This is a genomic window from Sphingomonas sp. Leaf208 (genome assembly GCF_001421415.1).
Taxonomy (GTDB): Bacteria; Pseudomonadota; Alphaproteobacteria; order Sphingomonadales; family Sphingomonadaceae; genus Sphingomonas.
In genome coordinates this window covers 298,689-319,574 of sequence record NZ_LMKH01000012.1, presented here as the reverse complement: position 1 = coordinate 319,574, position 20,886 = coordinate 298,689, and the positions used below count along the sequence as shown (strand labels likewise).

The following is a 20,886-nucleotide window of genomic DNA, read 5'->3' as shown; positions in this document are numbered from 1 at the left end:
CGATGACCACATGGCAGTTCTGGATCGACCGCGGCGGCACGTTCACCGACGTCGTCGCGCGGCAACCGGACGGGCGGATCGTCACCGCCAAGCTGCTGTCGGAAGATCCCGAACGCTATGATGATGCGGCGGTCGAGGCGATCCGGCGGCTGACTGATGGGGCGGACGTGCCGCTCGAAGTGCGGATCGGGACGACGGTCGCGACCAACGCGCTGCTCGAGCGCAAGGGCGAGCCGACGTGTCTCGCGATCACCCGCGGGTTCGCCGATGCGCTGCTGATCGGTCACCAGGAGCGGTCCGACATTTTCGTGCGCGATGTGAACCGTCCGCCGCCGCTGTTCGCGCAGGTTGTGGAGATCGATGAGCGGGTCGGGGCGGAGGGCGATGTGCTCCGTCCGCTCGACGTCGACGCGGCCGGTGCAGGATTGCAGGCCGCGTTCGATAGCGGACTGCGCGCCGTCGCGATTGTTCTCGTGCACGGCTATCGCTTCACGACGCACGAGGAAGCGCTGGCGGCAATCGCGGCCGAGATTGGTTTCACCCAGATCTCGGTCAGTCACCGCGTTGCGCCGTTGATCAAGCTGATTGGGCGCGGCGATACGACCGTTGTCGATGCGTATCTATCGCCGGTCGTCGATCGCTATGTCGCGGGCCTGAGCGACGCGCTGGGGCAGGGGGCGCTGTTCATGCAGTCGTCGGGCGGACTGGTCGACGGCGCGGGCTTTCGCGGCAAGGACGCGATCCTGTCGGGGCCGGCGGGCGGCATCGTCGGCATGGCCGCGACTGCTCGCGAGGCCGGGTTCGAGCACGTCATTGGCTTCGACATGGGCGGCACCTCGACCGATGTCTCGCACTACGCCGGGACGTACGAGCGCGACACCGAGACGCTGATTGCAGGCGCCCGCATCCGGGCGCCGATGCTGCGGATCCACACGGTTGCGGCAGGCGGCGGCTCGATCTGCCGGTTCGATGGCGAGCGGCTGATCGTCGGCCCCGAGAGCGCGGGCGCGGTGCCGGGGCCGGCGTGTTATCGCCGCGGCGGGCCGCTGACGGTGACCGACTGCAACGTGATGCTCGGCAAAGTGCGCCCCGAATTCTTCCCGGCGCTGTTTGGGCCGGCAGGCGACCAGCCGCTCGATGCCGAGGCGGTGACCGCCCGGTTCGCGGAATTGCCGCTCGATCCGCAGGTCGCGGCAGAAGGGTTCGTCGCGGTCGCGGTGGCGAATATGGCGAATGCGATCCGGACGATCTCCGTCGCGCGCGGGCACGACGTCACGCGCTACACGCTCGCCTGCTTCGGTGGAGCCGGAGGGCAGCATGCGTGCCTCGTCGCCGATGCGCTGGCGATGGACCGGGTGATGATCCATCCGCTGGCCGGCGTCCTGTCGGCGTGTGGCATGGGGCTCGCCGATCGCCGCGTGCTCCGCGAGGCGACCTCGGGTGCTGCGTTCGCGGACTATGCCGCGATCACGCAGGCGCTGGACGGTCTGGCGGAGGATGCCCGTGAAGCACTGGTCGCGCAGGGTGTCGCGGCTGACAAGGTTAGGATCGAACGCCGCGTGCATCTGCGCCGAGGCCAGACCGACCACACCATCGAGCTCGATCTCGACGACTCGGCAGCGATGATCGCCGCTTTTGACGCCGCGCATATCGCGCAGTTCGGGTTCGCCAGCGAAGCACCGCTAGTCGCCGACCGGATCGTAGCCGAGGCGATCGCCGAGAGTCCGCCGATCGACGCCGCGCTGGTCGCCTTCCCCGACGAGCCAGCCTCGCCGCTGTCCGTCCCCCCGGTTTACATGGCCGGCGCATGGCACGACACGCCCGTCCTTGCCCGCGAAGGCCTGCCCGCCGGCCACGCCATCGACGGTCCCGCGCTGATCCTCGATAGCGTCTCCACCACGATCGTCGAGCCCGGCTGGCGCGCGCGCGTCGATCCGATCGGCAATCTGATCCTCGACCGGATCGCACCCCGGATCGGCGCTAGCATCGGCACCGAATCCGATCCCGTCCGGCTGGCGATCTTCGCCGGTCTGTTCATGAGCATCGCCGAGGAAATGGGCGCCGCGCTCCAGCGCTCGGCGGCATCGGTCAACATCCGCGAACGCCTCGACTTCAGTTGCGCGCTGTTCGACGCGCACGGCAACCTCGTCGCCAACGCCCCGCACATCCCGGTCCACCTCGGCTCGATGGGCGAGAGCATCCGCACGATCATCGACGCGCGGGGCGGCGGCGCAGACGGCCGCGGTATCCGCCGCGGTGACGCCTACGCGCTCAATGCGCCGTATCGTGGCGGCACGCATTTGCCCGATATCACCGTCATCATGCCGGTGTTCGCGGAGGACGGCGACACACCCGCGTTCTTCGTCGCCGCGCGCGGCCATCACGCAGATGTCGGCGGGATCACCCCTGGATCGATGCCGCCTGAAAGCCGCTCGGTCGAAGAAGAGGGCGTGCTGCTGGATGACGTGCTGGTGGTCGACGAAGGGCGGTTCCTCGAAACCGAACTGCGCGCTGTGTTCGCTGGCGGGCCCTATCCGGCGCGCAACATCGACCAGAACATCGCCGATCTCGCCGCGCAACTAGCAGCCTGCACACGCGGCGCGACTGGTCTCATACGACTCGCGAACGAGTACGGCACGGACGTCGTCGCTGCGTACATGGAGCACGTCCAGGCCAATGCCGACGCCGCCGTCCGCCGCCTGATTGCGACGCTCGACGATGGCGTGTTCGCCTATGAGATGGACGACGGCGCCGTCGTCCGCGTGGCAGTCCGCGTCGATCGCGAGGAGGCGACGATGGAGGTCGACTTCGCCGGCACCAGCGAGCAGCGTCCGACCAACTTCAACGCCCCCGTCTCGATCGTCCGTGCCGCCGTGCTCTACGTCGTCCGTGCACTAATCGACGAGGCCGTCCCGCTCAACGACGGCTGCCTGCGCGGCGTGACGATCCGCGTGCCCGAAGGCTCGATGCTCAACCCGCGCTACCCGGCCGCGGTCGTCGCTGGCAACGTCGAGACCAGCCAGGTCGTCACCGACGCGCTGTTCGGCGCGCTCGGCGCGATGGCGGCGAGCCAGGGGACGATGAACAACTTCACTTTCGGCAACGACACGCATCAATATTACGAGACGATCGCGGGGGGAGCAGGTGCGGGCCCCGGCTTCGACGGCGCGTCGGTGATCCAGACGCACATGACCAACAGCCGGCTGACCGACCCGGAAGTCTTCGAAACGCGCTTCCCGGTATTGCTCGAGGAATTCTCGATGCGTCGCGGCTCGGGCGGGGCCGGCGCGCACCACGGCGGCGACGGCGCGACGCGACGGGTCCGGTTTCTCGAGGACATGACTGCTTGCATCCTCGCCAACCATCGCCGCGTCCCGCCGTTTGGCATGGCTGGCGGCGAAGGTGGCGGACTCGGCTCGGCGACGGTCGAGCGCGCGGATGGCGGCGTCGAACGGCTTGGCTCGACCGCCAAGGTCGACATGCACGCCGGCGACGTGTTCGTGATCGAGACGCCCGGCGGGGGTGGCTTCGGCCAGGCGTGATCGCACACGTGCCGTGCGACGGCTGGTTGCGGTAACGCGACGAACGCGGCACACACGGCATTCGATCAGCCTGAAAGTGAAGCCCATGACCGCATCCCGTTCCCGCGCCCTGTTCGTCCGTCTGCTCGCGGGATCGGTGCTGGCGATCGCCGCGCCCGCCGTGGCGCAGACGACCAACAACGCACCCGGTGCGGCGGCGGCGCGGACCGAGGCTCCCAAGGCGCGGCCGTGGATGAACACCGCGCTGGGCGCCGATGCGCGCGTCGACCTGCTCCTCAAGGAGATGACGCTCGACGAGAAGCTGCAGCTCACCTTCGGGTACTTTGCAACCAATGCCGACTGGCTGAAGACGCCGGTCAAGAACTGGGTCTATCCGAAGGACGGGCTGGCCGCTTCCGCCGGGATCGTGCCCGGCATTCCGCGGCTTGGCATCCCGAACCAGTGGCAGACCGATGCCGGCGTCGGTGTCGCCAGCCAGCGCGGGCCGACGCCGCGCCTGCGCACCTCGCTGCCCTCCGGGATCGCTACCGCGGCGACCTGGAATCCCGAACTGGCGCAGGCCGGCGGCGCGATGATCGGCAACGAGGCATTCCTGTCGGGCTTCAACGTACAACTCGCGGGCGGGATGAACCTGACGCGCGAACCGCGGAATGGCCGCAATTTCGAATATGGCGGTGAGGATCCGTTGCTGGCGGGCGTCATCACCGGGCACGAGATCAAGGGAATCCAGTCGCAGCACGTCGTATCGACGATGAAGCATTACGCCTTCAACGGTCAGGAGACGAACCGCAACAACATCGATCACAAGATCGGCGAACAGGCGGCACGCCAGTCCGACCTGCTCGCGTTCGAGATCGCCAACGAGGTCGGCCAGCCCGGCTCGGTGATGTGCTCGTACAACCGCGTGAACGGCCATTATGCGTGCGAGAACGACTGGCTGCTCAACACGGTGCTGAAGCGCGATTGGGGCTTCAAGGGCTATGTCATGTCCGACTGGGGCGCGACGCATTCGACCAGCGAGGCGGCCAATGCCGGGCTCGATCAGCAGTCCGGCTGGGCGTTCGATCGCTCGGCCTATTTTGCGGATGCGCTGCGCGAGGCGGTCAACAATGGGCATGTGGCTGAGGCGCGCGCGACCGACATGGCGCGGCGCGTACTGTGGGGGATGTTTTCCGTAGGAGCGTTCGACAAGGTCGTGGCGGGCGATCGTGCGACGACGATCGATTACGCTGCCCATGCTGCAGTGACGCGCGCGGACGCGGAAGAGGGCATCGTCCTGCTCAAGAACACCGCGGGGCTGTTGCCGATCGCCAAGACGGCCAAGTCGATCCTGTTGATCGGCGCGCATGCCGATGTCGGTGTGCTGTCGGGTGGCGGTTCGAGCCAGGTCTATTCGCATAACGCGCCGGCCAATGGCCTGATCGTGGCGGACGAATTCCCGAGCGGTTTCCCCGGCCCCAAGACCTATCACGCGTCGTCGCCGATGAAGGCATTGCAGGCGCGGACCGGCGCGACCGTGACGTATCTCGACGGCAAGGACGTCAAGGCGGCTGCTGCTGCGGCGCGTCGGGCGGACGTCGTCGTCGTGTTCGGCGAGCAGTGGACGGGCGAGTCGTTCGACGTGCCCGACTTGAACCTGCCGGCTGACCAGAACGCGCTGATCGACGCGGTCACGGGGGCGAACGCGAAGACGGTGGTCGTGCTCGAAACCGGTGGCCCGGTGGTGATGCCGTGGCTCGGCAAGGTCGGGGCGGTGCTGGAGGCGTGGTATCCGGGCACGGCTGGCGGCGAGGCGATCGCGCGCGTGCTGACCGGCGAGGTCAATCCGTCGGGGCATCTGCCCGCGACCTTCCCGGCGTGGCTCGCGCAGCTGCCGCGCCTGAAAATCGAAGGTGATCCCAAGCTCGACCGCGATTCGCATCCGATGGGCAATTACGACATCGAGGGCGCCGCAGTCGGTTATAAGTGGTTCGACAAGACCGGCGCGAAGCCGCTGTTCCCGTTTGGTTACGGGCTTTCCTACACGACTTTTGCGATGGGCGGTTTGACCGCCGCGCCTCAGGGCAAGGGGATCAAGGCCGGGTTCTCGGTGAAGAACACGGGCGCAGTGCAGGGCAAGGCGGTCGCGCAGGTCTATGTGTCGGGTGCGGGCTGGGAGGCGCCCAAGCGGCTCGGGGCTTTCCGCAAGGTCGATCTCGCGCCGGGTTCGGAGCAGGCTGTTTCGGTGACGGTGGACCCGCGGTTGTTGGCGACGTTCGATGTCGCGAGCGGCGGATGGAAGATCGCTGGCGGCGACTACAAGGTGATGCTGGCGACGTCGGCGGCTGATGTCGTGCAGACGGTGACGGTGCGGGTTGCGGCGCAGACGCTGGATCGTGGGGGGAAGTGAGAGCTCGTCCGTTCGTCCCGAGTAGGCGGCGAGTAGCTTCGTAGAAGCGTATCGAGACGGCGTATCGAGGGACGGGGTGTCGCGCGGAACCTGTACCTCGATACGAGCCCCCGATACGCCCAAGGGGGCTACTCGGTCTCTACTCGGCACGAACGGGTGTGGGTGAGCGGTGTGCCTGACTAGATGCGAACAGGGTGAGAAGTCCCTCTCCATAATGGAAAGGGAAGGGCCCTCCCGGCGCTTTTCGCGTGTGGAGGTGAGGGAAATAGGTTCTGCCACCTGATCCCCCGTCGAGGGCGAGGTGCTGGCGTTGCTAGACGGAGGGGGGGTTGGCGGAAGTGACGTTCCGTGTCCTCCCCCTCCGTCACCTTCGGTGCCACCTCCCCCTGGCGGGGGAGGATCAGCGCGCTTCGGTTATCCCCTCGCCTTCATCGCCGCGATCCGCTCGTCGACGCGGCGTTCCAGGATCGTGAGCGGCATCGCGCCTTCCTTCAGGATATCGTGGAACTGCTTCAGGTCGAACTTGTCGCCTAGCGCCGCCTTCGCCTTCATCCGTGCGCGCGTCCATGCCATGTGGCCGACCTTGTAGCTGCACGCCTGGCCTGCCTGCGTGCAATAGCGCTCGACCTCGCGCTGCGTGCGGGGCCGGGCGAAGCCGGTCGTCGCGACCATGTAGTCGGTCGCCTTCTCGCGGCTCCAGCGTTTCGCGTGGATGCCGGTATCGACCACCAGACGCGTCGCGCGGAACAGGAACGACTGGAGATAGCCGGCGCGCTCCAACGGCGACGCATAGGCACCGAGTTCGTCCGCCAGTTGCTCCGCGTACAGCGCCCAGCCTTCCGAATAGGCCGAGAAGAAGCCGATCTTCCGGAGCGTCGGGATGTCCTTCGATTCCTGCGCGAGGCTGATCTGGAGGTGATGCCCGGGTACGCCTTCGTGATAGGTGAGCGACGGCAGGGTGTATTTCGGCCAGTCGCCGACGTCCTTCAGATTGACGAAGTAGATCGCCGGGCGGCTGCCATCGAGCGAGGCGCGGTTGTAATAGCCGTTCGATGCGCCGTCCTGGATCTCGAGGGGAACGGCGCGGATTTCGAGCGGCTGGGTCGGCACCTCGGAGAACGCCTGGGGCAGCTTGGCGTACATCGCCTTGATGCCGTCGTTCAGGCCGGCGATCAGCTCGGTGCGGCCCTCCGGCGTGTTCGCGTAGAGCTGGTCCGGCGTCACGTTCAGCTTGGCCAAGCGCTCGCCCACCGTGCCGGTCGTGAAGCCCTGCGACTTCAGGATCGTGTCGAGCTGCGCGGTGATTTCCGCGACCTGTGCGAGGCCGATGCGGTGGACCTCGTCGGGGCTCATCGTCGTGGTGGTCGCCTGGTTCAGTGCCATCGCGTAGATCGCGTCGCCATTGGGCACGCGCCAGATTCCGTCACCGGGCTTCGTGGTCGGCTTCAGCCGTTCCATCAGCGCGATCTGGCGATCGAGCGCGGGATAGACCTTCGCGTCGACGATCTTGGCGGTGCGCGCCTGCCAGTCGCCGGTCAGGCCCTTCGCCGCCGCGCGCTTCACCAGCGACTGGACAATGCTCGACGTGGCCGCCGGCTGGCTGCGAAGTTTTCGCATCTGGCCGAGCGTCAAGTCGAGCGACCAGCCGGGTGCGAGCAGGCCGCGGGCCGCCTCGGCCTGCTGCATCGCGCTTTCCTGATCGAGCACCGTGCCGAACTGGTCGAGCCGCGACAAATACGCTTCGGCATCGGGGGTGGCGTTGATCGTGTGCGCGGTGTTGAGGAAGTCGGGCACCTGGAAATAGGCGCCGCCCTGCTGGAAGATCCGGTAGGGGCGGATCGGGCTGTCCATGGCGAACTTCTCGGGTGCGGCGATCTGCGTGGCGAGCGAGTAGCGGACGACTTCTAGGTTGAGCTTGGCCGCGGGTGACAGGCCTGAGCCGTCGTAGCGAGCGAGACTGGCGAGCGCAGCCTTGGTCTCGGCGACGTCGCGCGCACGCTTGTCGGGAGTGCGTGGCGACAATTGCCCCTTCAGCGATGCTAGCGGCCCCTTGTCGAGACCAAGCGACGTCGCGAGTTCGGGCGACCGCGCGACGCTCGCCTGGAAGATTCGCTCGAAATCGGCGTTGAGCGCGGTGTCGCCGCTCGACTGCGCGAAGGCCGACGACGGCAGCAGCGTTGTGGCGAGCGCGGCGACGCCCCCCGATGCGAGAAACTGGCGACGATCCATGACGAATTCTCCCGTGAACTTTGGCGCATCTAAGCCGATCTCGGTGCGGACCGCCAGCGCTTCGGAAACGGGAATTTCAACGCGTCTGCGGCCGGAACCGGCGCGAAACATGCGCATATGGCAAAACCGCGGGAAACCGCCGGAACAAGCGCGGATATCGTCGGTTTGACCCGAGAGCCCGGCGGTGTCCTTACCCCCCCGAAGGATGCCGTCGGGTGTATGCGTAGGTGAGGTAGACGTGCGAGACGAGACATCCAGGCGTGAAGCCGGCAGGCGTGAAGCCGGCGCACGATTGCACGATGTCGGCGAAAGATTGCGCTCGTCCTGGCAGACTCCCACGGACACGATGATCACCGAGGACATTCCGACGCTGCTCACGCGCCTGTCGCAGGTGCCGAAGACCCGCAGGAAACCGTAATTCGATCGGTCCGGCGCGCGGCCGGACCGATTCTATGTCCTGACCTCAGTTGGTCGGCGCGGCGTTCTTCGCAGCGGTTTTCATGGCCTCGATGAGCTTCTTCACTTCCTGGCTGCGGCCGCGTGGCATGATCAGCACGTCGTTGCCGCTCGCGACCACGATCAGGTCCTCGACGCCGACCAGCGAGATGCGGACGCCGTCACTACGGACGAAGCAGTTCTTCGTGTCGATCGCCAGCACGGCACCGTCGCCGTGGCTGCGGTGCGCGTTGCCGTCGCCGTCGGTGTCGCTGATCGCGTGGAGCGCGTCCCAGCTGCCGACGTCGTTCCAGCCCATCGCGACCGGCACGACCGCGACCCGGTCGGCCTTTTCCATGACCGCGTAATCGATCGAGTCATCGGGCGAGGCGGCGAAGGCGACCGCGTCGGGGTAGATCCGCGAGCCCTCGGTACGCGCCTTGTCCATCGCCTCCTGTGTGGCTGTCAGGATGCCCGGATCGAACTGTGCGAGCGCCTCGAGGTAGGCGTCGGCGAGGAACAGGAAGATCCCACCGTTCCAGGCGTGATCGCCACTGGCGAGCATCGACTGCGCCTTGTCGAGCGGGGGCTTCTCGACGAACCGCGCGACGCGGTTGACGCCGGGCTGAAGCTCGTCGCCGATCTGGATCCAGCCATAGCCGGTTTCGGGCGCATCGGGTGCGATCCCGAACGTGACGAGCCAACCTTGCGTGACGAGCAGCATCGCCGCCTCGATCGCGGCATGGAAGGCCGGAATGTCGCCGATGACGTGATCCGACGGCATCACTAGCAACGCGTCGCCGCCGCCACCCGCGGCGATCGCGGCGAGCGCGATGGCGGGCGCGGTGTTGCGACCGATCGGCTCGAGGATCAGCGCCTGCAGGGTTGCGCCGGCCTCGGCAAGCTGCTGCTCGACGAGGTCCGCGTGACGCGCGTTCGCGACCACGATGGGTGCGGCGAAGCGCTCGCCGAACGCGCGGCCCGCGGTCAGTTGCAGCATCGTCTCGTCCGCCGTCAGCGCCAGCATCTGCTTGGGCATTTCGGGGCGCGACATCGGCCAGAGGCGCGTGCCCGAACCGCCTGAAAGAATAACGGGAACGATCTTACGTGCGGTCATGAAGCCTCCTGCTGGCGCCGAGCTATAACGTGGCAATTTCGCGCGCCAATCGCCGAATGATCGGATTGGCATGCAGTCTTCAGGCTTTTTTGGTGTTTTACTGCGAAACGTGGCGTTCAGGTGTCGGAAGCGTTTACACTGGTGCGTCGGGATAGCGAACGATGATACGGCTCTTCAAGCATTACGTACCCTATGCGGTCCTCCTGCTCGGCCTCGTCGATGCGGTGTTGTTGATCGCGTCGGCGGAGATCGGCTGGATCGTCCGCGCGCATCAGATCGGCATGGAGGTCGGGCCGATCCATACCCGGATCGCGCAGTTGCTGACGTTCGCGCTCGCATTGCAGGTCTCGCTGGTCGCGGTCGGCGCGTACGGCGTCGCGTCGTTCCTGTCGCTGCGCTTTGCTGCCGCGCGGCTGGCGGTGGCGCTCTCGCTGGGCGTGATGTTCCTGTCGCTGATCTTCTTCCTCGTGCCCCCGCTCGCGCTGTGGCGATCGAACCTGCTGTACGCGACGGTGATCGCGACCGTCCTGCTCGTCACGGTCCGCGCGGTGCTCGGCAAGACGCTCGGCGGCGAGACGTTCAAGCGGCGGATCGTCGTGCTCGGCGCCGGCACTCGCGCGGCGCGGATCGAGACGCTCGCTGCGCAACCCGGCGTCAACTTCGTCGTCGCGGGCTTCGTCCTGATGGGCGAGGCGGACCCGGTGGTCCAGGGCGCGATGCCGCGCGCCGACATTCCCAATCTTGCCGCGCATATCGTCGACCAGAATGCGAGCGAGGTCGTGCTGGCGCTCGACGAACGCCGCAACGCCCTGCCGATGAAGGATCTGCTCCGCGTCCGCACCACCGGCGTGCAGGTCAGCGAGATATCGAGCTTCCTCGAACGCGAGACGGGGCGCATCGACCTGAAAAGCGTCAACCCGTCCTGGCTGATCTTCTCGGACGGGTTCGCCTCCAGCCGGATGCTGTCGAGCGTGTTCAAGCGCGCGTTCGACATCGTCGCCAGCGGACTGCTGCTGGTCGTCACGCTGCCGATCATCCTGCTCACCGCGATCGCGATCAAGCTCGAGTCGAAGGGGCCGGCCTTTTATCGCCAGCGCCGTGTCGGGCTCTACAACGAGGGGTTCGACATCTTGAAGCTGCGCTCGATGCGGCAGGACGCCGAGGTCGCGGGCAAGGCGGTCTGGGCGGCGGAGGATGATCCACGGATCACGCGGATCGGTCGCTTCATCCGCAAGGTACGGATCGACGAACTGCCGCAGACCTGGACCGTGCTGAAGGGCGAGATGAGCTTCGTCGGCCCGCGCCCCGAACGCCCGCAGTTCGTCCAGCAGCTCGAGGAGCAGCTACCGTTCTACGCCGAGCGGCATATGGTGAAGCCCGGGATCACCGGCTGGGCACAGATCAACTATCCCTATGGCGCGTCGATCGAGGATGCGCGCCACAAGCTCGAATACGACCTGTATTACGCGAAGAATTATTCGCCGTTCCTCGACATGCTGATCCTGTTGCAGACTCTCCGCGTGGTGTTGTGGCCGGCGGGCGCGCGGTGATCGTCGCACCGGGCCTCGCATGATCGCCGCCCTGGTCCTGTGGAGCCATGCGCTCGCTGCGTTGCTGTTCGGCGCGGTGGCGCTCGGGCAGATGCGGCGGCCGAGCGGGCATTGGCCGCATCGGGCATTGCTGGCGGCGTTGGTCGCGACGAGCCTGTGGGCGCTCGCGGTCGCGGGGATCGGGGCGCAGGACATCGCGACTCGCGTCGCGGCGAGCGTTCGCGATGTCGCCTGGCTCGGGTTCATGCTGGCAATGGTGCGGCGCGATCATACGGGCAACCGGGCGCTGGACGCGGTGTATCTGGTGGTGATGACGCTCGCCGGTGGCGCGGCGCTGCTCGCCTTCGTGGAAGTTGCCGTCCTACACGACGAGGCGTTCGCTGCGGTCGCGTCCGCGCGCGGAATGCTCGGCATGATGGAGGCGGTGAGCGCGCTCGTCCTCACGCATCACCTGTATCAGGCCGCGCCGGCATCGCGGGGCGGCGTCCGGCTGGTGATGCTGGCGCTTGCCGCGATGTGGGGCGTCGATCTGCTGGTGGCGGCCTTGGCCTATGCCTTGATGGTGGCAGCCCCGATCGCGTTCGTCGCGCGGGGCGTCGTGATGATCGGTGTCGCGGCTCTGCTCGTCGTCGGCGTGCACCGCAGCGGCGAGTGGACGCTCGCCTTGTCGCGACCGATCGCGGTGCGAGCCTTGTCGGCGATCGCGCTGGTCCTCTACGCGGGCATCACTACGCTGGCGACCGCCATCGTCGCCAGCCTCGCCGGACCCTATGCGCGGGTGGCGCAGACGGCGATCGTGTTCGGCGCGACGGCGATGGTGGTGGCGCTGCTGTCGACGCCCTGGCTGCGGGCATGGGCCAAGGTGAAGGTGGCCAAGCATTTGTTTCGCCACCGCTATGACTACCGTGCCGAGTGGCAGCGCTTCACCGATACGCTGGGCCGACCCGATGCCGGTGCGGAGTCGCTCGATTGTCGCGTGGTGAAGTCGATCGCCGACCTGACCGACTCGCCCGGGGGGCTGTTGCTGGTGCCCGATGGGGCGTCGTTGGGGCCGGGCGCGACGTGGAACTGGGCGGGAGCGGCCGATGGTCCGCGTGACGAGACGTTGGCGCGCTATCTCGCGCAGGACGCGCGGATCGTCGAACTGGACCGCGTCCGCGCCGGTACCGCGCCAGGCGACGACGTGACGAGCGTTCCCGACTGGCTCCGCGAGTGCCCCGAGGCTTGGGCGATCGTGCCTCTGGTGCACGGCGGCACGCTGGTTGGTGCGATCGTGCTGGCGCGCCCGCCGGTCGACCGTGCGCTCGACTGGGAGGATTTCGACCTGCTTCGGGTCGCGGGGCGGCAGGCGGCGAGTTACCTTGCCGAGGACCGCGCGCATGCGGCGCTGGCGGATGCGGCGCGGTTCGACGAGTTCAACCGCCGGTTCGCGTTCATTCTCCACGATATAAAGAATCTTGTAAGCCAATTGACCTTGGTTGCGCGCAACGCCGAGCGGCACGCGGACAATCCCGATTTTCGTGTCGACATGGTCGCTACTCTCAAGGACTCGTCCGATCGCATGAACGCGCTGCTTGCCCGCCTTTCGCAGCATGGGCCCGTCCGCGGCGAACCGCTCCAGCCGATCGACGTCGCCACTATCGTCGAGCGAGTCGCGGCCGATCGCAAGGCGCAGCACCCGATTGTCGCGCAGGGCGGTCCGGTTTGGACGCTCGGGCACGCGGCGCGCCTCGAACAGGTGCTGGGGCAGCTGGTCCAGAATGCGGTCGAGGCGAGCGCTGCGGATGCGCCTGTTTTACTGGTCGTCGAGAAGATCGGCGAACAGGTCGCGATCGACGTGATCGACCATGGCTGTGGCATGACGCCGGGCTTCGTCCGTGATCAGCTGTTCAAGCCGTTCGTATCGTCCAAGCCCGCCGGCTTCGGGATCGGCGCGTTTGAGGCGCGGCAACTGGTGCACGCTATGGGCGGCTCGCTCGACGTCGCGAGCCGGGAGGGTGAGGGCACGCGCTTCCGCATCCTGCTGCCCGCGGTCGCGGCGCTGGAGGTGGCGGCGTGAGCGGAAACGAGCGCCCCGTCCTGCTGATCGTCGAGGACGACCTCGGGCTGCAGCGGCAATTGCGCTGGGCATATGAGGGCTATGAGATCGTCGTGGCGAGCGATCGGGCGCAGGCGCTCGATGCGGTGCGCGCGCATGAGCCCGCGGTCGTCACGCTGGACCTCGGCCTGCCGCCCGATCCGGACGGAGTCACCGAAGGGTTTGCGACCCTGCGCGATATTCTGGCGATGAAGCCCGATACCAAGGTGATCGTCGCCTCAGGGCACGGCGCGCGCGAAAGTGCGTTGCAGGCCATCGCCGACGGGGCCTGGGACTTCTACGCCAAGCCGATCGACATCGACGCGCTCGGGATGATCGTCAGCCGTGCGTTTCATGTCCATGCGCTGGAGGCCGAGAATCGCCGGCTTGCCGCGCGGATCGACGCGGGCGGGTTCGGCGGGTTGATCAGCGCTTCGCCCGAAATGGCGGTGGTCACGCGCACGCTGGAGCGGGTCGCGCCTGCCAACGTCTCGGTCATGCTGCTCGGCGCGAGCGGTACCGGCAAGGAACTGCTCGCGCGCGGACTGCACGACGCGTCGCCACGGTCGCGGGGGAATTTCGTCGCGATCAACTGCGCGGCGATCCCCGAGACGTTGCTCGAAAGCGAGCTGTTCGGTCATGAGAAGGGCGCGTTTACCGGTGCGGTGAAGACGACCGAGGGCAAGATCGAACAGGCTGCGGGCGGCACGCTGTTCCTCGACGAGATCGGCGACGTGCCGCTCGCGCTGCAGGTTAAGCTGTTGCGGTTCCTGCAGGAGCGCGTGATCGAACGCGTCGGCGGGCGGAAGGCGATCCCGGTCGACACGCGTATCGTCTGCGCGACTCACCAGAACGTCGACGCGATGGTGGCGGACGGGCGGTTCCGCGAGGACCTGTATTATCGGCTCGCGGAGATCGTCGTGCGGATACCGGCACTGGCCGCGCGGACCGGCGATGCGGTGCTGCTCGCGCGGCACTTCGTCACGCGCTATGCTCGCACGATGAACCCCGTCGTCACTGGCCTCGCCCCCGATGCGCGCGCCGCGATCGACGGCTGGGGCTGGCCGGGCAACGTCCGCGAGTTGGAGAACCGGATCAAGCGCGCGGTCATCATGGCCGATGGCAAGCTCGTCACGGCCACCGATCTCGACCTCGACGGGAAGAGCGAGGAGGCCGCGGCGCTCAACCTGCGCGCGGCTCGCGAACTCGCCGACCGGAAAGCGATCCGGCAGGCGCTGGCGCGCGCCGACGGCAATATCTCGGGCGCATCGCGGTTGCTCGGGATCAGCCGTCCGACCCTGTACGACCTCCTGAAAAGCTATGATCTCCATGCCTGAGACCGGATCCGCGGCGACGCACACGCATCGTTATCCGTTGCTGAGCCGGGGCCGGCGTCGGCGCCTGAAGATGCGCGGCGTCGTAACGGCGAGATATACACGCTTGGTTGCGATCGGCGTCCTGTGTCTGCTGATCGTCGGTATCGCGATCGCCCTCGCGACTCGTCCGCCGCGGCCAGATGCGCGTCGGTCGCTGGCCGACAGCCTGACGACGCTGGCGGCGGGGAACTACAGTGCCGCGCGGACCAACGCGCAGGCCGCGATCAAAGCTGTCCCGACGTTGGGGATCGCGCATGCGGTGCTGGCGCGCGCGTACCTCGAACTCGGCGACGGGCTTGCGGCGGAGGCGGAACTGGCGCGGGCGACCGACGCGGGGTTGTCCGCGGATCGCCTGCATCAACTTCAGGCACATGCGCGATTGTTGCAGGGCGACCCCGATGGCGCGATCGACGAGGCGGCGCAGGCGCAACCGCGATATGCCGGGTACGCTGTGCGAATTCAGGCACGGGCGCTGGCGTCGCAAGGCAAGCCGGTAGAGGCGCAGGCGGTGCTTCGGGCGCTGCTGGAGCAGGTGCCTACCGATGGCGCGGCGTGGACGGATCTTGGCCGCATCCGGTTGACGGCGGGCGATGTCGGTGGCGCGTCGGTTGCGGCGGCGCGCGCGGTGACGCTGGCGCGGGGCGAACCTGCGGTGCTGACTTTGCAGGGGGAGGTGATCCGCAGCCGCTACGGGCTCGTTGCCGCGCTACCGTGGTTCGAGGCGGCGTTGCAGCGCGACGCCTATTATCACCCCGCGCTGATCGAATATGCGGCGACGCTGGGCGAGGCGGGGCGGAATGCCGACATGCTGGCGGCGACGCGTCGCGCGCTGTTGGCGCGGCCGGGCAGCCCGCAGGCGCTGTACCTCCAGGCGGTATTGGCCGCGCGCGCAGGACGCATCGATCTGGCGCGCGGACTGCTTCAGCGAGCCGGTGGCGCGGTTACCGGCTTGCCGGGTGCGATGCTGCTGTCGGGCAGTCTCTACTATGCGGAAGGCAAGTTCGAACAGGCGGCGGTCACGTGGCGACAGCTGGTCGCGATCCAGCCGCTTAATGTAACCGCGCGCCGGCTGTTGGGCGCGGCGTTGCTCCGGTCGGGGGATGCGCAGGCGGCGCTGGGCGTGCTGCGGCCGATCGGGCTGCGCACCGACGCGGACAGCTATGCGCTGACGACGATTGCGCGGGCGTTCGAAGCAGCCGGGGATACGCAGGCTGCCGCACAGTTCGTCGATCGTGAGGCGGGAGGACGGACGGCGTCTGCTGCGATCTTCGCCACGGACGATTCGGTCGGTGCGTTGTTGGCCGTTGCCGATGCTGCGTCGAACGACCCGACCTATGTGCTGGGGGTGATCCGCGGCCAGATCGCGCGTGGGGATACTGTCGGCGCAATTGCTCGGGCGCGTGCGCTGGTCACGGCGAGCCCCGGCGCACCTGCCGCGCAACTGGCGCTTGGGGACGCGCTGGGTGTTGCCGGGCGCTATCCCGAGGCGGCCGGGGTCTATGCGCGTGCCGCGGATCTGTCGTTCGACGAACCGACGATGTTGCGTCTGGTCGATGCGCTTGGACGCGCCGGGCGCGCGCAGGACGCAGCGGCCTCGCTGGCGCTGTATCTGTCGCAGAACCCGCAAAGCCTGACCGGATTGCGCCTGCTGGGGCATTGGCAGGTCGCGTCGGGGGATTGGGACAAGGCGATCGAGACGCTGGAAGGCGTGCGGCGGAGGGTCGGCAACCGGGATGGTGGCGTATTAAGCGACCTTGCGCTCGCCTATGCGGGTAGCGACGACGGCGCCATTGCTGTTCGCTACGGTAACGCTGCGTATAGTCTCGCGCCGATGAATGCAGCTGCGGCGGATGCCTACGGTATCGCCTTGGCGGCGAGCGGGAACGTCGGTGGCGCGCGCCAATTGCTCGACAAGGCGGTCCGACTCGCGCCGGGCGATGCGGTGATTGCAGGCCACCGCCGCCAGCTTGGCTGAACGCTACCGGTCCTGCCTTCGGAACCCTTGCCTCTGAGAAGGGGTATCGTCAGAAGCCGCGCATGACCGATCCGCTGGACCGCATCGCCGCCGCACTCGAGCGCCTGTCGCCACCCCCGCCGCCGGCCGCCGATCCGCGGGCGCACCCTGCCTATGCGTGGCGTGGCGGGGTACTCCATCCAGCGCGTGGGTTTGCGCCGTTGCCGTTGGATATGCTTATCGGTGTCGATCGCCAGAAGGCATCGCTGCTGGCCAATCTGCGCCATCTCGCGGCGGGTCATGCCGCGCAGGACGTCCTGTTGTGGGGTGCACGGGGAACCGGCAAGTCGGCGCTCGTCAAAAGCGCGGTGGCAGACGTGCAGGGTTGGGGCGGCGACATTGCGCTGGTCGAGGTCACCGAGCTTGCCGGACTGCCGACGCTGTTCGCGGCGTTGGCGCAGGTCAGGCGTGCGTTCGTCGTATTCGTCGACGATCTCGGGTTCGACGTGCCGGCGGAGGCGCGTGCGCTCCGGTCGATGCTGGAGGGTGGGGCGGAACCCCGGCCTGCCAATGTCCGATTGCTGGTGACCGCCAATCGCCGACATCTGGCGCCGCGGGACATTGCCGAACAGGAAAGCGCGATCAATCCGCGTGACTCGGCGGACGATCATCTGGCGCTATCGGATCGCTTCGGCCTGAGCCTGGGCTTCCATGCGCTGGATCAGGACGGGTATCTGGCGATCGTTGCGGCCTATGCGGCGACACATGATCTTGAGTTCGAACCGGGCGAGGCCATCGGTTGGGCTACACGTCGGGGCAGCCGCTCGGGCCGCGTCGCGTGGCAATATATCGTCGATCTAGCCGGTCGCGCTGGCAAGGCGTTGTAATCTCAAAACGGTGGGCCGGTGCTGAAGCACCGGCCCGGCAACATCAGTTGCTGTCCGAATCGTCGTTGTTGTCGTTGACGATGGCGATAACGCCGATCGCTGCAACGCCAGCTACGATCAGGAGGGCGAAGATGCCGCCGCCGCCTGCGAGCTCGTTCTTGCCGGACGTTGCCGAGCCAACGCGTGCGTTCGCCACCGACAGGCTGGCAGGAGCAGCCGACGCTGCAACCGAGGTGGTCATCATTGCAACGGCAAGTGCGCCGCCGGTAAGGGCCTTGAGCTTCATATACATCTCCGCATTAAACAAACAGAACTGCCGCAACGCAGCAATCGCACCGTGGTTCCCGTATTGACCGAAGATGGAAACGTCCAGCTAAATCTAGTTCAAGAAGTTCCCTCAACCATTTCTGCAAGCTCGAGCCAACGCAGCTCGGCGGCCTCCTTTTCGGCGCGGGCAGCATCCATCGCCTTGGTCAGCTTCGCGAACGTCGCATTGTCGCGCATGTAGAGGTCGGGCTTCGCCAGCTTGACCGCATCGGCTGCCATCTGCGCGTCGAGTTCCTCGATTCGCTTCGGCAGCATCTCGTAGTCGCGCTGGTCCTTGTAGGTCAGTTTCGCGCGGGGCGCGGCAGCGACGGGGGCGGTCGCCGCGACCTTCTTCGAAGCGCGCTTGCCTGTGGTTGTCGAGACGCGACGCTTCTCCCAATCCTCGTAGCCGCCCGCAACGACATCTACCGTGCCCGAGCCGTCGAGCCCGAGCGTGATCGTCACGGTCCGGTCGAGGAAGTCGCGGTCATGGCTGACGATTAGTACGGTACCGTCGTAATCGCCGATCACCTCCTGCAACAGGTCAAGCGTCTCGAGATCGAGATCGTTGGTCGGCTCGTCGAGCACCAGCAGGTTGGATGGCTTGGCGAACTCGCGCGCCAACAGGAGTCGCGAGCGTTCGCCACCCGACAGCGAGCCGATCTTCGCGTCGACCATGTTCGGGTCGAACAGGAAGTCCTTCAGATAGCCGTGGATGTGCTTGCGCACCCCGAGCACATCGATCCATTCGCCGCCGTCGACGACGACTTCGCGGACCGTCTTCTCGGGCGCCATCAGGCTTCGCTGCTGGTCGATCACGACGGCATCCAGCGTCTGCGCCAGCTTGATCGTGCCGCTGTCGGGCTGGATCTCGCCGGTCAGCAACTTGAGCAAGGTCGACTTGCCCGCGCCGTTGCGGCCGACGATGCCGATGCGGTCGCCGCGCGTGACCCTCAACGTGAGGTCGCCGATGATCGTGCGGTCGCCGTAGACCTTGGTGACGTTCTTGGCGTCGATCACGACCTTCGACTTCGTGTCGTCGCTGGCGGTCGTCAGGTTCGCCGAGCCCTGCGGCCCGATCATCGAGGCGCGTTCGGCGCGCATCTCGTGCAGCTTGGTGAGACGCCCCTGGTTGCGCTTGCGCCGCCCGGTGACGCCGCGGAGCAGCCAATGCTCTTCCAGCTTGAGGCGCGCATCGAGCTTCTCGGCCTGGCGCTGTTCCTCGGCATAGACCTGCTCAGTCCACGCCTCGAACCCGCCGAAACCGATCTCCGCACGCCGGATCGCACCGCGATCGAGCCACAAGGTCTGCTTCGTGAGTCGCGTCAGGAAGGTACGGTCATGGCTGATGACGACGAACGCGCCGCGGAAGCGCTTGAGCCAATCCTCGATCCATTCGATCGCACCGATGTCGAGATGGTTGGTCGGCTCGTCGAGCAGCAGCACGTCGGGGTCCTGCGACAGCGCCCGGACGATCGCCGCGCGACGCCGCTCGCCGCCCGACGCGGAAGCCGCCTCCCGCGACAGGTCGATGCCGAGCTGGTCGGCGATCGAATCCGCCTCGTAGTTCACCGGCGCATCGTCGCCCGCCATCACGTAATCGCGCAGCGTGGCGAAACCGCGCAGGTCGGGCTCCTGCTCGAGGATGACGACGCGGGTGCCGGGGACGATCGTCCTGCGTCCCTCGTCCGCCTGGACGCTGCCGCCGAGCAGTTTGAGCAAGGTCGTCTTGCCGGCGCCGTTGCGGCCGATCAGCGCGAGCCGGTCGCGCGGTCCGATATGGATGTCGAGATTGCGAAAGAGCCATCCCGAGCCCTGGACGAGTCCGAGGCCTTCGAATGCTAAGATTGGTGCTGCCATGTCCGCGCCACGTAGGGGGGCGAAGTGATGCAGGCAAGTTACACCGCGCGGGCTTCGTGCTGTCGGCCGCCTGTCGCGATCATTCACAGGCTGTTCAATGCGGGAGGCCTATGCCACCGCCATGAAGATGCTGCTTTTCCTTGCAACCCTGGCCGCTGCGCCGTTTCTGATGGGTGCCGCCCCCATGCTGGCGGGCGAACCTCCGCAGCGCCGCAGCGACCAGATGTCGGCGTTGCAGGCGCGCAAGACCGGAGCGCCGTCTTTGCGCGAGATCGAGTCTCGCGTGATCCCGACGATGCGGGGTGCGCAGTATCTCGGCTCCGACTATGATTCGGGCAGCGCCATTTACACGCTGAAATTCCTGCGCGATGGAACCGTCATCTGGGTCGACGTGGATGGCCGTAACGGCCAGATCGTCGGCCGCACGGGTCGCTGAACACTGTAATCGAGAGGATTGTCATGCGCGTTCTGATCGTCGAGGACGAGCCGAATCTCGGCCAGCAATTGAAGAATACCCTGGAAGGGGCCGGCTATGCGATCGATCTCGCGGTCGATGGCGAGGAAGGGCATTTCCTCGGATCGACCGAGAATTACGACGCGGTCGTGCTCGATCTGGGGCTGCCCGAGATCGACGGGCTGACGGTGCTCGATCGCTGGCGCAAGGAGGGCAAGACGATGCCCGTGCTGGTGCTGACCGCGCGTGACAGCTGGTCGGACAAGGTCGCCGGCCTCGATGCCGGCGCGGACGATTACGTCGCCAAGCCGTTCCAGAGCGAGGAGCTGATCGCGCGTCTGCGTGCGCTGATCCGTCGTGCTTCGGGCAATGCTTCGTCCGAGCTGACTGCGGGTGACATTCGCCTCGACACGCGCAGCGGCAAGGTGACGCGCGCCGGCGAGCCGGTGAAGCTGACGGCGCAGGAATACAAGCTGCTGAGCTACCTGCTGCACCACAAGGGCAAGGTCGTCAGCCGCACCGAGCTGATCGAGCATATCTACGACCAGGATTTCGATCGTGATTCGAACACGATCGAGGTGTTCGTGACGCGCATCCGCAAGAAGCTTGGCCAGGACGTGATCACGACGATCCGTGGGCTTGGCTACAGCCTCGAAGATCCGGACGCCTGATCGGCTGACGATGGACAGCGCGCCGGTCACAGACACGCC

At 67.0% G+C, this 20,886-nt stretch carries 14 protein-coding genes; 10 read left to right on the top strand and 4 right to left on the bottom strand.

The genetic code is table 11. The features are described 5' to 3' along the window. Window positions 1-2 precede the first annotated feature (2 nt). Window positions 3-3,542, top strand: coding sequence for a hydantoinase B/oxoprolinase family protein (locus tag ASE69_RS07560; protein ID WP_056484848.1), 3,540 nt, complete (start codon window positions 3-5; stop codon window positions 3,540-3,542). Between the two features lie 85 nt (window positions 3,543-3,627). Then, window positions 3,628-5,931: a glycoside hydrolase family 3 C-terminal domain-containing protein gene (locus tag ASE69_RS07555; protein WP_056484846.1), complete on the top strand. Its 2,304-nt coding sequence runs from the start codon at window positions 3,628-3,630 to the stop codon at window positions 5,929-5,931. A gap of 414 nt (window positions 5,932-6,345) precedes the next feature. Here the strand turns inward: ASE69_RS07555 and ASE69_RS07550 are convergent, their stop codons facing one another. Beyond that, window positions 6,346-8,160 (bottom strand): DUF885 domain-containing protein, encoded by a 1,815-nt coding sequence (locus ASE69_RS07550; RefSeq protein ID WP_056485287.1) that lies wholly within the window; start codon window positions 8,158-8,160, stop codon window positions 6,346-6,348. Between the two features lie 238 nt (window positions 8,161-8,398). Between ASE69_RS07550 and ASE69_RS21970 the strand changes: the two genes are divergently transcribed. Next, window positions 8,399-8,578 carry a hypothetical protein gene (locus ASE69_RS21970; RefSeq protein WP_156362224.1) on the top strand — a complete coding sequence of 60 codons (180 nt, stop codon included), beginning with the start codon at window positions 8,399-8,401 and terminating at the stop codon, window positions 8,576-8,578. A 45-nt stretch (window positions 8,579-8,623) separates the two neighbouring features. On the opposite strand, the gene ASE69_RS07545 is transcribed toward ASE69_RS21970, so the two are convergent. Further along, entirely contained in the window at window positions 8,624-9,712 is a 1,089-nt protein-coding gene (locus ASE69_RS07545; RefSeq protein WP_082452968.1) for a mannose-1-phosphate guanylyltransferase/mannose-6-phosphate isomerase, read from the bottom strand. A 161-nt stretch (window positions 9,713-9,873) separates the two neighbouring features. On the opposite strand from ASE69_RS07545, the gene ASE69_RS07540 reads away from it, so the two are divergent. The 5 genes from ASE69_RS07540 to ASE69_RS07520 all read left to right on the top strand — a co-directional run bounded on the left by ASE69_RS07540 (window position 9,874) and on the right by ASE69_RS07520 (window position 17,556). Continuing rightward, window positions 9,874-11,262 (top strand): TIGR03013 family XrtA/PEP-CTERM system glycosyltransferase, encoded by a 1,389-nt coding sequence (locus ASE69_RS07540; RefSeq protein ID WP_056484844.1) that lies wholly within the window; start codon window positions 9,874-9,876, stop codon window positions 11,260-11,262. Between the two features lie 19 nt (window positions 11,263-11,281). Then, window positions 11,282-13,321 (top strand): XrtA/PEP-CTERM system histidine kinase PrsK, encoded by a 2,040-nt coding sequence (gene prsK / locus ASE69_RS07535; protein WP_056484842.1) that lies wholly within the window; start codon window positions 11,282-11,284, stop codon window positions 13,319-13,321. Beyond that, window positions 13,318-14,676, top strand: a complete 1,359-nt coding sequence (gene prsR, locus ASE69_RS07530; RefSeq protein WP_056484840.1) for a PEP-CTERM-box response regulator transcription factor — start codon at window positions 13,318-13,320, stop codon at window positions 14,674-14,676. Before prsK ends, prsR begins: the two co-directional genes overlap by 4 nt. A 103-nt stretch (window positions 14,677-14,779) precedes the next feature. Further along, window positions 14,780-16,690, top strand: a complete 1,911-nt coding sequence (locus tag ASE69_RS07525) for a tetratricopeptide repeat protein (RefSeq protein ID WP_235518250.1) — start codon at window positions 14,780-14,782, stop codon at window positions 16,688-16,690. Between the two features lie 62 nt (window positions 16,691-16,752). Further along, window positions 16,753-17,556, top strand: a complete 804-nt coding sequence (locus tag ASE69_RS07520; RefSeq protein WP_056484836.1) for a DUF815 domain-containing protein — start codon at window positions 16,753-16,755, stop codon at window positions 17,554-17,556. Between the two features lie 43 nt (window positions 17,557-17,599). Here ASE69_RS07520 and ASE69_RS07515 read toward each other — a convergent pair whose 3' ends face one another. Beyond that, window positions 17,600-17,842, bottom strand: coding sequence for a hypothetical protein (locus tag ASE69_RS07515; RefSeq protein WP_082452997.1), 243 nt, complete (start codon window positions 17,840-17,842; stop codon window positions 17,600-17,602). Window positions 17,843-17,940: 98 nt separating this feature from the next. Further along, window positions 17,941-19,722, bottom strand: a complete 1,782-nt coding sequence (locus ASE69_RS07510) for an ABC-F family ATP-binding cassette domain-containing protein (protein WP_056484834.1) — start codon at window positions 19,720-19,722, stop codon at window positions 17,941-17,943. Window positions 19,723-19,843: 121 nt separating this feature from the next. Between ASE69_RS07510 and ASE69_RS07505 the strand changes: the two genes are divergently transcribed. Both ASE69_RS07505 and ASE69_RS07500 read left to right on the top strand, forming a co-directional pair. Further along, a complete protein-coding gene (locus ASE69_RS07505) occupies window positions 19,844-20,158 on the top strand; it encodes a hypothetical protein (protein WP_056061812.1) in 315 nt (104 codons plus the stop codon). A gap of 23 nt (window positions 20,159-20,181) precedes the next feature. Next, window positions 20,182-20,847, top strand: a complete 666-nt coding sequence (locus ASE69_RS07500; protein ID WP_056061146.1) for a response regulator transcription factor — start codon at window positions 20,182-20,184, stop codon at window positions 20,845-20,847. Window positions 20,848-20,886: the final 39 nt, after the last annotated feature.

Excerpts from the sequence above, each read along its gene's own strand:
- ASE69_RS07560 (WP_056484848.1), top strand. The coding sequence starts at position 3 with ATGACCACATGGCAGTTCTGGATCGACCGCGGCGGCACGTTCACCGAC.
- ASE69_RS07510 (WP_056484834.1), bottom strand. The coding sequence starts at position 19,722 with ATGGCAGCACCAATCTTAGCATTCGAAGGCCTCGGACTCGTCCAGGGC.
- ASE69_RS07555 (WP_056484846.1), top strand. The coding sequence starts at position 3,628 with ATGACCGCATCCCGTTCCCGCGCCCTGTTCGTCCGTCTGCTCGCGGGA.
- ASE69_RS07505 (WP_056061812.1), top strand. The coding sequence starts at position 19,844 with ATGAAGATGCTGCTTTTCCTTGCAACCCTGGCCGCTGCGCCGTTTCTG.
- ASE69_RS07540 (WP_056484844.1), top strand. The coding sequence starts at position 9,874 with ATGATACGGCTCTTCAAGCATTACGTACCCTATGCGGTCCTCCTGCTC.
- ASE69_RS07520 (WP_056484836.1), top strand. The coding sequence starts at position 16,753 with ATGACCGATCCGCTGGACCGCATCGCCGCCGCACTCGAGCGCCTGTCG.
- ASE69_RS07500 (WP_056061146.1), top strand. The coding sequence starts at position 20,182 with ATGCGCGTTCTGATCGTCGAGGACGAGCCGAATCTCGGCCAGCAATTG.
- ASE69_RS07545 (WP_082452968.1), bottom strand. The coding sequence starts at position 9,712 with ATGACCGCACGTAAGATCGTTCCCGTTATTCTTTCAGGCGGTTCGGGC.
- prsK (WP_056484842.1), top strand. The coding sequence starts at position 11,282 with ATGATCGCCGCCCTGGTCCTGTGGAGCCATGCGCTCGCTGCGTTGCTG.
- ASE69_RS07550 (WP_056485287.1), bottom strand. The coding sequence starts at position 8,160 with ATGGATCGTCGCCAGTTTCTCGCATCGGGGGGCGTCGCCGCGCTCGCC.
- ASE69_RS07515 (WP_082452997.1), bottom strand. The coding sequence starts at position 17,842 with ATGAAGCTCAAGGCCCTTACCGGCGGCGCACTTGCCGTTGCAATGATG.